This window comes from Litorivivens lipolytica, from assembly GCF_014191715.1.
GTDB lineage: Bacteria > Pseudomonadota > Gammaproteobacteria > Pseudomonadales > Spongiibacteraceae > Litorivivens > Litorivivens lipolytica.
The window spans coordinates 649,419-665,623 of record NZ_JACHWY010000002.1 but is presented as its reverse complement, the minus strand read 5'-3'; the positions used below and the strand labels follow the sequence as shown (position 1 = coordinate 665,623).

Sequence of the window (16,205 nt, the reverse complement as noted above, 5' to 3'; positions counted from 1 at the left end):
CTACTCCAAGTCGACCCGACCACTTTCGGGGCCACCAAACACTCTTGCGTTATGCGACGCCACTAAATCAAGTCCGGCTGCCAACCATCCTTTTTGACTCTCAACCGGCTCAACGACACCCCCCAGAAGGATATCCCCCTTTACGCGCTCACAGTATTCAAGATCAGAAACATCTTCTAAAAATATCTCTCCGTAATTCTTCGCTGCACACTCTTGATGCGCCCCCGAACAGTCTTCAACACTCATCGAGCAGAGCTGCTCACCAACCCGAATTGTTAATTCACCGCTCTTCATCATTACAGCCCAAGGCTTTGCTACTGGCCGCATCATATCCTTACCAATGAATTGATCTTTGTACTGATCCATTCCCAGCAGCCCCAATAAAGTCGGAGGAATATCAATTTGACTGCTCACCTGATCGATTTCAACACCACCCACTATATCAGGGTGATATATAAACAACGGCATACGAAAGAAAGTTTCATTTCTTTTGACAATAGAGGAGGACTGAAGGCTTTCGGGAAAATACCAAATACCATGATCTGCAGTCACAACAAGAATAGTATTTTCAACCAAAGGCGATTCCTGAAAAGCTTTTAAAAATTGCGAAAACGCATAATCGTTATAGCTCGCGGACTTAAGATAATTTTTATACAGGGTACTTTCATCTAATTGATCAATAAAATTTGGGGTATCTACGCCCCAATCCCAATGAAAAGGGTAGTGACTTGTAATAGTAGTAAAGTGAGCAAAGAATGGAGAACCCCCATCCCTTTTCTTAAGTTCCTCCAACATATACTTGTATATAGATTCATCAGAAGCACCCCATCCTATTTCAGGCATGTTCAATAGAGCACGTCGATCCGAATCGAAAAACTCCAATGTGTCAAAACCGACGATTGGAAGATACTCATTCCGACTGTAAAAACGTCCGCTATTCCCATGAAAATAGAGTGTGTCATATCCATTTTCGGCAAGAATTTCAGGCAAGCACCTAAGATTTTTTATTTCAGAGCTAAATTTCGAGTAAGGAGGCTTGACACTTTGATCAAAGATTCCGCACCAAATTGCAGTCTCTCCTTTGACCGTAAAATTCGTATTCGCATAAAAGTTTCGGACAGAAATATTCTGCTCGCCGAACTTATCTAATGCTGGAGTGACGCTAGGTAATGTACCGTACATTCCTAAGAGTGATGCGCGCATTGATTCGATCGCAATCACAACAACATTAAAGTTGTTTCTTGTTGTTGGCTTGTCGGCTTCGAAATCACCATCATCAATAGAGACGCGATTAAGACTCTCAAACAACAATTCAGCCTTACTCTGACCTTCGGTTCCGCGTGGACTAGTCGACTGACTCGATACAAAAAAAGCATGTATGGGGCTGACATAAGAAGGAGCGAGCGTAAACATCGACAATTGCCGATAGTGATTGAACGATTTGGAAAGAATGGCTCCGCTAGTCACAAATGCGAACAGCAAAAAAACAACGCCTATATTTGCAGACTTACTAGGAAATTCTATTTTTTTATAGTTAAAAACTGACAACAACGCTAACAAAAAACTTGCTAGTGCCAGAGTGACTGCCGACGTTTTTGACTCAAATGTAGAGAATGAGCGAAAACTATCGAGAGACTCAAATGCAAGCGCAAGTACTTCATAATTAAAATAAGTTTGGAAATATTGGAAATACCACCAGTTAGAAACTGTTAACGAAAGCGAAAAGATACAAAGAGAGATCAGCACAGTAGCGTACACTTTAAAGCTTATAAAACTAGCTAAAAGCAATAAAATCAAACTACCAAACAGAATATGCAGACTACTCAGCAGACCCGAGGGATGAGGGTTTAACGCCCCAAAGTAAGAAAAGCCAGCGATCACTGAAAAAGCAAGGATTGCGTATAAAAAATGCTTCCCTAAGTAACTCAAAAATCTCACCAACTGAGCATTCCGAAATGAAAAAGGCGCTCAATTGAGCGCCCTATTTTTACTGCCCCGAAACTTAGCCGCGGCAAGAACCTGGCAGATATTGAGAAGGAATAGTAGTTCCTTTAGTAGAGTCACCACAAACCCATTCAAATACCGCGTCTCCTTGGTTGGCAGCCCAAGTCATTTCGGTAGAACCATCTGTAGTCGGGCTCAAGGTCAGCACATCGGCAGAACCGTCTGTGAGCTGAGCGATATTCTGTCCAGTAATAACGATACGGCCATTTGCAGTAGTAGCTATGCTTTCTACGTATTGAGAGGAAGCAGTGCTACTTTCACAACCCCAACCGTCCGCTCCTGGTGCATTTGTACCAGATTGATAAACTTCAGTAATAGTTGTTCTACAGGCAGAGGCAGCAAGTACGATTTCTGAAACTTTAGCGCGCGTGGTGTAATCCTGATAAGCAGGCAGAGCCACCGCGGCAAGAATACCGATAATCGCCACAACGATCATCAGTTCGATCAAAGTAAAACCTTGTTGAACTTTCTTCATGATAATCTCCAGATCATTTTATGTGCTTCAGCGGTTCTCACAGAGAGCCGCTTTTGTGCATTTGGAGTAATGCAGAGGGCGTGCCAACACCCACAAGCTATTATTAGTTATTTATTTTCAATAACTTAAGAATAATCCGTCGCAATTCGAAAGATAACTTCAAACCAAAGCTGACAATCCTCGCCCCCAAGGGTGACACAATTTGTCACCCCATGCGCCCTGAACTCAGAAATCCAACTCCATATCATCCATCCCGAGATCTTCCATCAGGCGTCGGCGCTCCATGCGCTCTTCGATTTTTCTGCGGATGGAGTTATCCCGACCTCCCATAAACACGCCGCGGTCATAACCGTCGGAATCCTGGGAATCGTCTTCGAAGGCATCGTCGAAATCGTCAGTCGCCGCGTCAGACAGGTCTTTCGCCATAACTATCACTCCTCTTAAATGCGATAGAGATAAACCTGAAATAACGACTTGCCGGAACCGGCTCGTCAGCGCCTATTTATGATTTATTGGGGGGGGTGTCAACAAAAAAAACATTAACAAATGATGATCAGCGCGACGGCGGGGTGCAATCTCCACCGCCGCGCTGGAATGGGTGGGGAAAGGCGATCCCTCGCCAAATCTTTCATCCCTGAAAGCCCCATTGCAGATTGTCTACGGACGACAGCGAACCGGCGCCGTTGACGCGTTCTGAAGAAATCTGCAGGGGGAAGAATGTCGAAGAAGTGGCATCCAAATCCCTTTGGCTTACGTTACAGATTCCTTCTGAACGAGGGATGACTGTATATCTGTATATATCCAAGCGTCAACCCTTAATTCTCAGTTATTCAAAATTAGTGACGCGGCCCTATGTAACAGGTGAGTACTTTTCCACCCTACCTCTAAACTCACCTAAAGCCGATTGATGCCATTTAATGCGGCGGTTCGATAGGCCTCGGCCATAGTCGGGTAATTAAAGGTCGTGGTAATAAAATACCGCAGGGAATTGCCTTCGCCCCTCTGCTTCATAATGGCTTGGCCGATATGAACGATCTCGGCGGCTTCGGCACCAAAGCAATGAATACCGAGTATCTCCAGCGTCTCAACATGAAAGAGGAGTTTGAGCATCCCCACGGTCTCGCCACTGATCTGGGCTCTAGCGGTATCCTTGAACAGCGCCCTCCCGACTTCGTAGGGCACTCGCGCCTGGGTCAGTTCGCGTTCGGTGGCCCCCACTGAGCTGATCTCAGGCAGGGTATAAATGCCGGTGGGCACGTCATCGACAAAGCGGCAATTTTCCTTTCCGCGGGCCGAAGCTGCGGCAGAGCGGCCCTGATCATAAGCGGCACTGGCAAGACTCGGCCAGCCGATAACGTCGCCGGCGGCAAAGATGCCCTCTACGCTGGTTTCATAGTGCTCATCGACTTCCAACTGGCCCCGGTGATCCGCCTGCAAGCCCACAGCGTCCAGATCGAGCTGATCGGTATTGCCGGTTCGACCGTTACACCACAACAAGGCATCGCCGCGCAGCCTCTTGCCGGATTCGAGGGTCACTTCCACCCCACGGTCCGAGGCTTTCACCTCTCTATATTCCTCCCGGTCACGAATCATCACGCCGAGGTTGCGCAGGTGATAACTAAGAGCATCGGAAATCTCGTCGTCCAGAAACTCCAGCAGCCGATCTCGCGTATTGATCAGCTCGACCTTGATACCCAATCCGGAAAAGATCGATGCATACTCACAGCCAATTACACCCGCACCATAAATCAGGATCTTGCGCGGGGTATGTGACATTTTGAGGATGGTGTCACTGTCGTACACCCGTGGATGATAAAAATCGATATTCTCTGGACGATAGGGTCTTGAACCGGTCGCGATAACAATCTGGTCAGCAGTGAGGCGGTGCTCGCGCCCTTCGTGGCTAACAGCTAAGGTGTGAGCGTCAACAAAATGCGCCCGGCCAATAATCACCTCAATGCGATTGCGCTGATAGAACTTGCTGCGCATGGTGACCTGCCGTTTGATCACATCGTCAGCGGCGGTCAGTAGTCTGGGAAAGGTCAGGGTTCTGGGGTCACCCAGATCACGAAAGATCTGATTGCGATTGAAGCGCATGACCTGGCGGACAGTGTGACGCAAGGCCTTGGAAGGCACTGTGCCCTGATGAGTGCAGGCGCCACCCACCCAGCGCTGCTGTTCGACAATAGCTACGCGCTGATCGTGTTTGACGGCATTGAGCGCCGCACTTTCGCCAGCAGGGCCGCTGCCAATCACCAAAAGGTCGTAATGGGATTCAGTCATACAGTGTACTTTCTCCGGGACAAGATTCTACTTCGAAACAGCAAAACGGCTTCGATCATCATATCCCCCCCCTTGCTCGTCGTTGACAACAAGCAAAATGGATTCTACCTCATCCGGGGACTTTCTGTCGTTCGCTGTGTAGAATCCCGGGGCCTTAAAAGGATGCCCGAACGCTAAAACAATGCCCAAGCCAATTCCGAACCCACAGATAAGAGAAGCCTACGGCGTTATTGCACTCACCAGCCGCCATCCCGATCTGCGCCGACTGAAGCGCGAGCAGGCCACCCCCAATATCCACGGCAACAAACTCTGGGGCGCTTGCTATCTGTTAATGGACTATCTGGAACAGGCTCCGCTGCCCAAAGGGTGTCGAATACTGGATATCGGTTGCGGCTGGGGGCTGGGCGGTATTTATTGCGCTAAAACCTTTGGCGCCGAGGTAACCGCCATGGACGCAGACCCGGCGGTCTTTCCCTTCCTGCAGTTGCTGGCAGAGCACAATGGCGTCGAGATCACTGAACAGGTTGCACGCTTTGACGAACTGAGAGCCGACTATCTGGCCTGCTTTGACGTGATTATTGGCGCCGATATCTGTTTCTGGGACGCCTTGGCCAACGACGTTTCCGACCTGATTGACCGCGCGGTTGAGGCCGGCGTCAGTCGCATCATTCTGACAGACCCCCAACGCCCACCCTTTAACGCGCTGGCTGACCGCTGCGTTGAGGAACACTTTGCCGAAGCCTTTCAGATAGAAACGATAGAACCGCGTCGCTTTACCGGCACTGCGCTGGTTATAGAGAACAGCTAGCCGCCCGGCAGCGCACTGAACCAAAATCGCAAAACACACAACAGCCTCTCGCCTGCATCGCTTTGCCACAGGCAACACAGTCCGCTGTCGAAGGAGCTTTGCCGGCAGGCAAGCGCTCAGTCACCTTAAATCCGCACAGCGGGCACTGAATAATACTGCGGCTCGGAGCCGGCTTCGGATCGGACGCTGTCATAAAAAAATCACAATACTGTCACAGTTAGTACACGCATCAGGCACAGACTGCATAGTCAGGAGAACACTATGCAGATACTTACGACACTTACTCAATACGATACGCGCATGTTCCTCTGGTGTGTCAACAGTCGCCACCAGAGCGTGCTGGCCAAAACCGCGAAGCAGGTTTCCCGCAGCGGCGACGGTTATCTTCAAATTCTTATCCCTGTCGGGCTCGCCCTGATCGCTGGGGAAGCAGGACAGCACCTTCTGCTGGCTACTTTACTGGCCTTTGCTATCGAGCTGCCACTGTATTGGGTGCTGAAAAACAGTTTTCAGCGACGCCGACCACCTGAAGCCATACCCAGTTTCTCCAGTGTTATCACCGCGTCGGACAAGTTCAGCTTTCCCTCCGGACACACCGCAGCTGCGGTGATGTTGGCCACACTGGTCTACCTGAGCTTTGGACTGGTCGCCCTGCCCTTGATGATCTGGGCAGCGATGGTCGGCGCCTCGCGCGTGATTCTCGGGGTTCACTTCCCAACCGATATTCTGGCGGGCGCCACACTCGGTGCAACGCTGGCCTATGCGAGCTTCAGTATCGTTGTGATATGAAGATTCTCTACGGCGTGCAAGGCACCGGCAACGGCCACGTCAGCCGTGCCCGTATGATGGCCAGCCACTTCACTCGGCGCGGCGTTCAGGTCGACTTTCTATTCTCGGGGCGTGCGCCCGAGCGCTACTTTGATATGGAGTGCTTCGGCCACTACCAAACTCGCACCGGCCTCAGCTTCGTCAGCCATCAGGGCTCTATCAGCTACCTGCGCACCGTCGCGCAAAGTCACCCGATACGCTTTCTGCAGGAAATTCGTGAACTGGATGTGTCCGGGTACGACGTTATCCTCACCGACTTTGAGCCGATCACCGCCTGGGCGGGCAAACTGCAAAACCGTCCGGTAATTGGTATTGGTCATCAGTACGCCTTCCACCATCCCGGTGTTCCGCGCAGCAAGGGTGACATTCTGAGCCGATTCATACTGCGCTGTTTTGCGCCTGTGACCACCGGGCTCGGTCTGCACTGGTCGGACTTCGGTGGGCCCATTGTACCGCCCATCATTAATCCCGCCGTTTCCAGTCGAGTCGGTAACAGCGTGCTTGTCTATCTGCCCTTCGAGGATCAGAGCCGCGTTACCCGCTTGCTGAAACAGATACCCGACACCCGTTTTATTCAGTATTCACCGGATCTTGTCGATGGGCGGGACGACAATGTCGACACCCGCAAAACCAGCCTTGCTGGTTTCAAACAAGATCTGCAGTCCAGCCGCGCCGTCATCTGCAATGCCGGTTTCGAACTGATCAGCGAATGCCTCTATCTGGGCAAGGCCGTGCTGGCCAAACCGGTGACAGGGCAAGGCGAACAGATCGCGAACGCAATGGCTTTGTCGCAACTGAACTACGCCGATATCCTGCACAGCCTGGAACATAAACCAATAGCGAACTGGTTAAATGCGCTCCCAGTGCGCACACCCGTGACCTACCCCGACGTTGCTGCAGCACTGGTAGATTGGGTTCTATCCGGTGAATGGCACAATACCGAGTCGCTCAGCAAAGACCTCTGGAAGAAAACCCGGCTGGCCTGATCAGGCTTCCCTACCCAATCCCGCCAGCCAACCTCGGTCACAAGTCTATTTTTATTATCCGTATTTTTATTATTGGTATTACAGGGGCAGGCTTGCCCATTGTTACGATGCAGTTGTCGTTATCGTTGAGGCGCCCAGATAACGCTTACGGCGGGCGGGCTTCATTTTGGAGATATCCACCAGCACCAAACCATCCACGCAATCCGCAAAATCCGGGTCAATATTGTAGGCGGCAAACTGTACGCCACCGGTTTCGCACAGCTCTGAATACTGTTTATACAAAGGCGGAACGCTAGCCCCCATCTCAGCCAGTCGCGCTTTTAACTCGATAAATTCCTGCGAGTAGTCTCTGCCTTCGAAGGTATTCCCTGTGCCCGGCGCGTAAGGCAATTTCGCAATCGCCCAGTCGGACGCCGGCGGAAAATGCTTGCGGTAAAATTCAACCAGCAGTTCACGCGCCCCAGAGGGCAGTTCGTTACTGATACTGACCGGACCGAACAGATAGCGCACATCCGGGTAGCGGGAAAGGTAAGCTCCGACGCCTTGCCAAAGATAATCCAGCGCCGCTTTGCCCCAGTATTGGGGCTGAACAAAACTTCTACCCAGCTCCACGCCCTGCTGCAGATACGGCGCGGCCTGATCAGAAAAGTTAAATAACGTAGACGTGTACAAGGTTTGGTCAGCGTTCAGTGCCGCACAGCGCGCAAGACGGTACGCACCTACCAGCTCAAGTTGATTATCGTCCCACAGCAGTATGTGGTCGTAGTAGGTGTCGTAGATATCGGTATCCCGGCGATTGCCGGTGCCCTCCCCCACCGCACGGAAACTGATTTCCCGCAAACGACCGAGCTCACGCATAATCACACTATCGCCTGAGGCCCGAAAGCAAAAAATCTCCATACCATCGCAGGTTGTTCCCAGTCTTTCGCTGGATCGTAGCGCTTGTCGAAGCAAGCGGCGGTCTTCCGGGTGGGCCACAGATTGCATCTGCGGCATGAAATGTTTCTCGCCGCGCTGTTGCCGAGCACCCAACTTGTACACATGCCGTCTAAACAGCTGCGCCTTAGCGCGCGGTGTCAGCGGCAGGGATTCATAGCTGGCGGTTTCCACAATCGGTCCGATCGTCAGGCGCGCGCTGCGATGATGCTGCTTAAACATCTCGCGAATCAGCCAGAGGGTTGAGATCGGCTTGGCCAATAGGGAAAGCGCATAGAAAAACAGGGAATTTCTTGCGTTCACATGCACTGGCAGAATCGGCGCCGAGGTCTTGCTGGCAAAGCGCAGAAATCCGGTGCGCCAGCGGCTGTCTTTAACACCGGTCGGTCCCAGTCGAGACACTTCCCCTGCCGGGAAAATAATCAGCGCGCCGCCTTCGTTGAGATGGCCCTCAATATTCTTCAGATTCTGCTTGGGGGTATTGCCGTTCATATTATCGACCGGCAATAAAAGTGGGCGCAGGGGCTTGAGACTGTAGAGCAACTCGTTGGCGACGACTTTTACATCCGGGCGGATTTCGCTCAGCATTTTCAGTAGTGCCAGCCCATCCAAGCTACCAATTGGATGGTTGGCCACAATCACCACCTTGCCGCTTACCGGAATCCGTTCTCGCTCCCAGGCTTTGATGCTGTAGTCAAAGTCAAAATACTCCAAAGCCTTGTCGACAAAATCGATGCCGACAAGGTGAGGGTAATCGCGCTCGAACTGTTTGAATTCACTTTCATGAAACAGATAGCGAAACAGGGTCACCAGCGTGCTGCGAATATGTGGGTGTTTTTCCGCAATCGCGGGAAAACGCTCTTTAACAACGGAATCGACGCAGATCATCCTACACCCTACCCTGCCTTGCGCAGCGGAATAACTTCCGCCTGATGAAGGTCTACCTGTGAATCAAATTCGCGCAACACGCGCTGCCGATCACTCCAGTGCAGAAGTTGAAGCTCGCCACTGTCGGTTTCGGTGAGTGCACTGCAGCTTTCAATCCAGTCGCCATCGTTGCAGTACACAATGCCATCGATCATGCGCATGCCCGGCTGGTGAATGTGGCCGCAGACGACGCCATCCAGCCCCCGGCGCATCGCTTCTTCCGCCGCAGCCTGTTCGTAGATATCAATGACCTGACGCGCATTTTTGACGCGCTTTTTGATGTAGGTGGCAAGAGACCAGTAACCCAACCCAAGGCGGCTGCGGATAACGTTACCCCAGCGATTCAGGAACAGCAGAAAATCGTAGGCGACGTCACCCACCAGATGTTCCAGTTTGTTGAGCCGGATATGGGGGTCGAGCACATCGCCGTGAAACACGAGCAGCTTGCGACCATCCGCGGTTTGGTGAATGACCTCGTGCTTAATCTCGACGGCACCGACGGTTTCACCCACGTAGTCACGCAGGGGCTCGTCGTGGTTACCGGGAATGTAAACCACGCGGGTGCCATGACGGGATTTTTTCAGAATGGCGCGCAGTACGTCATAGTGCGCGGCGGGCCAGAAGAAGCGTTTTTTCAGCGCCCAGAGGTCAACAACATCGCCAACCAGATAAAGGGTTTCGCATTCGACGCTGTTGAGAAAGTCCAGTAGATAATCGGCCCGGCAATCTCGGAACCCGAGGTGGATATCAGACAACCATACTGTCTTGTATTGCAGTAGTGGAGGACTCAAGGGTTTGGCTCCATGCTCTAACACGGAGCCAGACTAACCAGCCGCGGTGACAGCCAAAAGTCAGTTGTGCAACAGTTTTATGACAGCTAGTGGTTTAGGGAAGACAGACTTTATCAGTCTTTGCTCTCACCGTTTTCCAGTTCCTGCAGTGACAGGCGCGGATCGCGCACCAATTGCTGCATACCCTGCTGTACCGCAGGCCCCAGCAGCCAGACCCACTGTTCCGCAAGTTCCTGCAAACGCGGATTTACCCGCAACAGAATCGTATCGTTGACGCGTTCTTCTTCGAGCAGCCCTTGATCCACCAATGCATCAATGTAGATTCGGAACAGAGTTTTATCGAAGTATTCCGGCGCTTCACGGCCGGTAAGAATTGCCAGTCGCTGCACCATATAAATAATGTGCTGCTCAATCGCCGGGCGCTGGGTGGGACGCTCACTCAGTTGGTATACAAGGAGCAGACTGCACATGGTGTAGCGCTCAAGGGTTTCGCGCAGCAACCGCCCAAGACCAATCACGGCACTGTATTCGGACGTACCTATTTCCGGACGCTTCAATTTACTGCCATCACGCTTCAACAGGCCAAGCTCAACCATACCGCCAATCAGTTCACGCACGCGTTCTTCGGCTTCGCGAACGGGCCAATGCAGAAACAACTCACGCTTAAGGAAGGGATAAAGCCCCACGCAGCGCTGCACCAGCAACTCTTCCTCTATGGATTCGGTATGCCGTAAAAAGCGTGCGATCAGTGACGGCAGGGCCAGCACATGCATGACGGAATTGCGGTAGTAGGTCAGCATCACCGCTTCGTTACCGGTCACGGTGATAATCGGTCCCCACGCGTGTTCGATTCGCGACAAACCTGCGGTGCGGGCGGCGGCTTCAAAGATTTCCGGAGCCGACTGTTCCGGCAAGACGATGTCACGGCTATAGGGCAGTTTTCGCATCAGACCGAGAAAGCGTTCGATCTGTTCCAGCAGTTCATTTTCTGCCATCGCTCGTTGCGGGCTGGCCAGAAGAATAGCAGACACCAACCCGATGGGATTCACTACCGCGGACTGGTTCACCCGCTCCATATTCATGCGCGCTAGACGTTCAATTGCCACTGGCAACCAGGTTTTATCACCCTCCTGCCACCGGCTTCGCCACTGAGGCTCAAGCCGGTTTAAAGCCTCTGACAAGATAATGGGTTCACCAAACGCAACATGCGGGCTGCCGTAAGAGGATTTGAAAATTTTACGGGCCTTGAGCAGCTCACCGGCGGACTCTTTCTTTTTACCCGCACCGCGCAGCTCCTTGGCGTAACTGCCGCCTTCTACCAGCTTGTCATAGCCCACATAAACCGGCACCAGCGCTGCGGCCCGACTGGGCTGGGCCAGAAAGCTTTCCACCACCATGCTCAGCATGCCGCGCTTGGCCGGAAGCAAGCGACCGGTGCGGCTGCGACCACCTTCCGGAAAAAACTCTACCGGGTAACCGCGGCCCAACAGTACATCCAGATAAGATCGGAAAATGGCCGAATACAATTGCTGCCCGGCAAAACTGCGACGGATATAAAAAGCGCCGCCACGACGCAGCAAACCGCCCACGGGCCAGAAATTCAGGTTTACCCCGGCAGCTATGTGCGGCGGCACGAGGCCCTGATAGTAGAGCGTCCATGAAATCAGCAGATAATCCAGATGGCTGCGGTGCGACGGCATGTAGATAACATGGTATTTGTTTGCCACCGAGCGCAGGCGATCTACGTTGTAGGGTTTCACGCCACTAAAAATTTTGCGGAACACCCAACTCAGTACAATATCCAGAAAACGGATCATGCGCGGGTCAAAGTTGGCCGCTACCTCATTGGCCATTTTTCGGGCGCGCTTATAGGCTTGATCGCGACTGATATTCTGTTCTTGGACCTCCTCGTCCAGCGCTTGCTGTACCAGTGGTCGTCGCAGCGTCGTATAAATCATGTGCTGGCGCGACAGCAGGCTCGGCCCCAGCGTAGCGGTTTTTTGCCGCAAAAAGTGAAACGACAGGCCGCGATGCAGAAGTTCTGCTGCGCGCAAGTGATTGGTCTGGCGCTCGAGAATGGAATCAAAGTCGACCGGGTCGGCAAAATTCACCAGCGCCGAGCGCCCCTGAACCAACATGATCAGTAACTTGCGCAGCCCGCCAGCAAACTCGGCATCACCCACCAGCAGTTTCAGTATGGAGGTTTCACTGCCGGGGTCACGCCCCCAGAAAATGGAAACCGGCAGAAACTGAATGCCAACATCGTGCTCTTCCGCAGCTCCAGCAATTAACTGAATCAACTGTTGCGGTGAGTTCTGCTCGTCCACCTCGGCAATCACCGGCAAGTAAAGGCAGGCTGCCCGCTCGATTGAGGGCAAATCTCCCGAAGGCGTGGTGATAAGTGGTAGATCCAGCTGTCGACAGAGCCGCTCCAGAACAATGCGGTCGGACCAACTGTGTTGGCGCAGAACATAACAGACCGGCTGCCCCTGAAGGCGCTCACGCAAGGCATCGAGGTTTTCCGGAATGACCTGCGGTTTGACGGCCCACAGCACTGGACGCAGCAGAATCCGCACAAAAACAAAGGCCAATCGCCGTAACCACTTCATTTTAAAACCTTTTTATCATCTGCGTTTAATACAGGGAAGTCGTGAGCTGCCCTAATCATAGCAAAGCTTCAATCCATCCGACGCCGCAACAACCAGAACCCAAACGCCGCTATCAGGCCGCCCAGCATCATGGTCAGCGCCATCGGCGCGGCCGTTCCATCCAGATGAATGCCCACGAAGGCACCAGCCAGAGCCGCCGTCCCCATTTGCAGGAATCCCAGCAAGGCGCTGGCGGTCGCGGCCATATCAGCAAAAGGCGCCAGCGCGACCGACATGGCCTGCGGCATGGTAATGCCAACCGCGGCAGTATAGAACACCATCGGTAAAACAACCGCCAGCGGATGATGCCAGCCCAGTGCGCTCAGCAAGGCCATCACTCCCGCCGACACACCCGCCAGCAGTGCGCCGCCCATCATGGTCTGCATCGGATCCAGCTGATGGGCCATCCGCGCCGTATACAGGCTGCCTCCCATATACCCGGCAACGATCAGCATAAACCACCAGCCAAACTGCTCCGGGGGTACGCCCATGAAGTCGATCAGCACAAAGCTGCTACCGGATATAAAGGCGAACGCGCCGGAATACATTGTGGCGATACCCAATGCCGCCACCAGAAAATGCCGATGGGTCAACAGCACCCTATAGTTGGCGAGGATCACGGCCAGCTTCAGCTCAGTCGGTTTTACCAGCGTTTCCGGGAGCACCAGCCAGACGGTGGTAAAGGCCAGCAGTCCATAAACCGCCAGGCTCCAGAAAATTGCCTGCCAACCAGTAAAGGTCATCATCCAGCCACCCAGCAGCGGAGCAATAACCGGCGCGATCGCCATAATGGCCGCCATATAACCCAGCGCTTTCGCGGCCTGAGTTGGACCGTAAATATCGCGCGCCATCGCCCGTCCCAGGGTTGGACCAACACAGGCCGACACACCCTGAATAAAGCGCCATATCACCAGCGACTCAACCGACTCCGCCAAGGCACAACCCACACAGGCGACGGTAAATAAGCCAATACCGCCGAGCAAAATCGGTTTGCGCCCGAAACGGTCAGCCAGCGGCCCGCAGACCAAATGAAACACCGCAAAGCCAATCAGATAGGCACTCAAAGTCCACTGCACGGCGGGCAGCGTGGTATCGAAGTAGGCCACCAATGAGGGTAGCGCCGGCAGGTACATGTCGGTGGAAAGCGGACCAAAGGCGACAAAAGCCGACATTAGCCAGAGCGTCCAGCGCGATTGAGGATCGAGGCTTTTCATGCCTGTGGCTTTCCCGAGAAATGAAAAACGGGGCCAATTGGCCCCGTCTGAAACAAGATGCGGTATTTTACAGCACTTTTAAATGTGCTGCTTATACCAAGCTTACAGTACTTCGAACAGACCCGCAGCGCCCATGCCGCCGCCCACACACATGGACACGACCACGTATTTCACGCCGCGGCGTTTGCCTTCGATCAGGGCGTGACCCACCATGCGCGCACCGCTCATACCGAAGGGGTGGCCAATAGAAATGGCGCCGCCATTCACATTCATCAGCTCGTTGGGAATGCCCAGTTTGTCGCGGCAGTACAAAGCCTGACAGGCAAAGGCTTCGTTCAGCTCCCACAAACCGATATCGTCCATTTTCAAACCGTGACGATCCAGCAGTTTGGGAATTGCGAAGACCGGACCAATGCCCATTTCTTCAGGCGCCAGACCGGCCACAGCCATACCGCGGTAAGCACCCAGCGGCTGCAGACCTTTCTTCTCAGCCAGCGAGGCTTCCATCAGACACACCGCAGAGGCACCGTCGGACAGCTGCGACGCGTTACCGGCCGTGATGTGTTTACCTTCCTTGATCAGCATGCCGTCTTTGAATACGGGCTCCAAACCTTGCAGGCTTTCCAGCGTCGTCGAAGGACGGTTGCCTTCATCCTTGGTCAGGGTCACTTCTTCGTAAGTGGTTTCCTTGGTTTCCTTGTTGAACACCGCCTTGGTGGTGGTCAGCGGCACAATTTCATCATCAAACTTACCCGCTTCCTGACCTGCCGCCGTACGCATTTGGCTCTGGTAAGAAAACTCATCCTGGGCATCGCGGGAGATGTTGTAGCGATCGGCCACTATTTCAGCCGTTTCGATCATCGCCATGTGCATGTAAGGCGTGTGATCGGTAACCGCTTTGGATACATTGCGGTAGCTGTTTTTGTGCTTGTTCTGGGTCAGCGAGATGGACTCCAGACCACCAGCCACAGCGACATCAATCTCATTGGTCATGATGGCTTTGGCGGCATAGCCGATCGTCATCAGACCGGAAGAGCACATACGATCCAGCGACGCGCCAGACACAGTCACTGGCAAACCTGCCGCCATCGCACTCAGACGCGCGATGTTGTAGCCCTGGTTACCCTGCTGCGCAGCGGCACCCATCAATACGTCGTCGACTTCTCCGCCTTCAATACCGGCGCGCTCAACGGCGTGACGAATAACGTGGCCACCCAGCACTGGAGCATCGGTGTCGTTAAAGGCGCCGCGAAAGGCTTTGCCCATAGCGGTACGGGCGGTTGATACGATTACGGCTTCTTTCATGATCTTTTCCCTTCCTTAATGTCTTGAATGTAACTGTCATTGCGAGCCTAGCGAAGCAATCTCGTTCCGTCACACTTCGATGTAGATTGCTTCGCTGCGCTCGCAATGACGGGAGTTTTTACGAACGCTGTGAACTGCAGCTAATGGTTTCACCCGTCAGATAAGACGAATAATCCGACGCGAGGAACATCATCACATTGGCCACTTCCCACACTTCTGCGCCGCGACCATAGGCCTCGCGACCTTCCAGTTCAGCCAGCAATTCTTCCGGTGCTGATTTTTTCAGCATGGGGTGAACCGCCAGCGACGGCGATACCGCATTAATACGAACGCCAAAATCCGCCGCTTCTACGGCTGCGCAGCGAGTCAGAGCCATCACCCCGGCTTTGGCCGCAGCGTAGTGTGCCTGCTCTTTCTGGGCGCGCCAGCCAAGTACGGAGGCGTTATTTACAATCACACCGGTGCCGCGCGTTTTCATGACTTTCATCATGTAACGGGTCATGCGCATGGTGCCGTTCAGGGTCACGTCGATGACCTTGTTCCACTCATCGTCTTCCATCTCGATCAGCAGTTTGGACGTTCCCAGGCCAGCGTTGTTAATCAGAATATCCACACCACCGAGTTTTTTCTCGGCGAAGTTAATCAGCGCCTGCACATCGTCTTCGACCGCCACATTGCAGGTCTTGCCCCACACGTTTTGCAGGCCGGTTTCTTCCTTCAGCTTTGCAACCGAAGCATCGAGACGACCTTCGTGAATATCGCTGATAACGATGGCCCGGCAGCCTTCTTCAACAGCCTTCTTGGCGGCTGCAAAACCGATACCGGCACCTGCAGCGGCGGTGATCAGCACTGATTTGTCTTTCAGCAGGCCGTGGCCGGGGACGTAGCTTGGGTTTTTGATATCCATAATGTTCTCTTTAATTCACTTTTTCCGTCATTGCGAAGCGCAGCGAAGCAATCTTGTGCGTCGCACTTGGAAGAAGATTGCTTCGCTGTGCTC

At 53.2% G+C, this 16,205-nt stretch carries 14 protein-coding genes; 3 read left to right on the top strand and 11 right to left on the bottom strand.

The genetic code is table 11. From position 1 onward, the window contains the following. From FHR99_RS11385 to sthA, 4 genes are all read right to left on the bottom strand, one after another. Nucleotides 1–1,938: a sulfatase-like hydrolase/transferase gene (locus tag FHR99_RS11385; protein WP_183410787.1), complete on the bottom strand. Its 1,938-nt coding sequence runs from the start codon at nt 1,936–1,938 to the stop codon at nt 1–3. 64 nt (nt 1,939–2,002) lie between these two features. Beyond that, nucleotides 2,003–2,479 (bottom strand): pilin, encoded by a 477-nt coding sequence (locus FHR99_RS11380; RefSeq protein WP_183410785.1) that lies wholly within the window; start codon nt 2,477–2,479, stop codon nt 2,003–2,005. A 225-nt stretch (nt 2,480–2,704) separates the two neighbouring features. Next, the gene (locus FHR99_RS11375; RefSeq protein WP_183410784.1) at nt 2,705–2,905 is read right to left on the bottom strand and encodes a hypothetical protein; all 201 of its coding nucleotides are present in this window, start codon (nt 2,903–2,905) and stop codon (nt 2,705–2,707) included. A gap of 468 nt (nt 2,906–3,373) precedes the next feature. After that, nucleotides 3,374–4,762, bottom strand: coding sequence for a Si-specific NAD(P)(+) transhydrogenase (gene sthA, locus FHR99_RS11370; protein ID WP_183410782.1), 1,389 nt, complete (start codon nt 4,760–4,762; stop codon nt 3,374–3,376). A gap of 181 nt (nt 4,763–4,943) precedes the next feature. Between sthA and FHR99_RS11365 the strand changes: the two genes are divergently transcribed. Further along, nucleotides 4,944–5,570, top strand: a complete 627-nt coding sequence (locus FHR99_RS11365; protein ID WP_183410780.1) for a class I SAM-dependent methyltransferase — start codon at nt 4,944–4,946, stop codon at nt 5,568–5,570. Here the strand turns inward: FHR99_RS11365 and FHR99_RS16640 are convergent. Further along, nucleotides 5,554–5,763: a GDCCVxC domain-containing (seleno)protein gene (locus FHR99_RS16640; protein ID WP_425488622.1), complete on the bottom strand. Its 210-nt coding sequence runs from the start codon at nt 5,761–5,763 to the stop codon at nt 5,554–5,556. The two genes, FHR99_RS11365 and FHR99_RS16640, sit on opposite strands and share 17 nt — an antisense overlap. Before the next feature lie 68 nt (nt 5,764–5,831). Between FHR99_RS16640 and FHR99_RS11360 the strand changes: the two genes are divergently transcribed. Further along, a complete protein-coding gene (locus FHR99_RS11360; RefSeq protein ID WP_183410778.1) occupies nt 5,832–6,359 on the top strand; it encodes a phosphatase PAP2 family protein in 528 nt (175 codons plus the stop codon). After that, the gene (locus FHR99_RS11355) at nt 6,356–7,384 is read left to right on the top strand and encodes an MJ1255/VC2487 family glycosyltransferase (protein ID WP_183410776.1); all 1,029 of its coding nucleotides are present in this window, start codon (nt 6,356–6,358) and stop codon (nt 7,382–7,384) included. The genes FHR99_RS11360 and FHR99_RS11355 overlap by 4 nt, the downstream gene beginning before the upstream one ends. A 102-nt stretch (nt 7,385–7,486) precedes the next feature. On the opposite strand, the gene olsF is transcribed toward FHR99_RS11355, so the two are convergent. From olsF to FHR99_RS11325, 6 genes are all read right to left on the bottom strand, one after another. After that, nucleotides 7,487–9,208 (bottom strand): bifunctional ornithine lipid synthase OlsF, encoded by a 1,722-nt coding sequence (olsF, locus tag FHR99_RS11350; protein WP_183410774.1) that lies wholly within the window; start codon nt 9,206–9,208, stop codon nt 7,487–7,489. Between the two features lie 8 nt (nt 9,209–9,216). Continuing rightward, nucleotides 9,217–10,038 (bottom strand): UDP-2,3-diacylglucosamine diphosphatase, encoded by an 822-nt coding sequence (locus tag FHR99_RS11345; protein WP_246386760.1) that lies wholly within the window; start codon nt 10,036–10,038, stop codon nt 9,217–9,219. Between the two features lie 113 nt (nt 10,039–10,151). Next, entirely contained in the window at nt 10,152–12,647 is a 2,496-nt protein-coding gene (plsB, locus tag FHR99_RS11340; protein WP_183410773.1) for a glycerol-3-phosphate 1-O-acyltransferase PlsB, read from the bottom strand. A gap of 68 nt (nt 12,648–12,715) precedes the next feature. After that, nucleotides 12,716–13,900 carry a multidrug effflux MFS transporter gene (locus FHR99_RS11335; RefSeq protein WP_183410769.1) on the bottom strand — a complete coding sequence of 395 codons (1,185 nt, stop codon included), beginning with the start codon at nt 13,898–13,900 and terminating at the stop codon, nt 12,716–12,718. A gap of 102 nt (nt 13,901–14,002) precedes the next feature. Continuing rightward, on the bottom strand, nt 14,003–15,205 hold the full coding sequence (locus tag FHR99_RS11330; RefSeq protein WP_183410767.1) for an acetyl-CoA C-acyltransferase: 1,203 nt from the start codon (nt 15,203–15,205) through the stop codon (nt 14,003–14,005). Between the two features lie 118 nt (nt 15,206–15,323). Then, on the bottom strand, nt 15,324–16,112 hold the full coding sequence (locus FHR99_RS11325; RefSeq protein ID WP_183410765.1) for an SDR family oxidoreductase: 789 nt from the start codon (nt 16,110–16,112) through the stop codon (nt 15,324–15,326). Nucleotides 16,113–16,205: the final 93 nt, after the last annotated feature.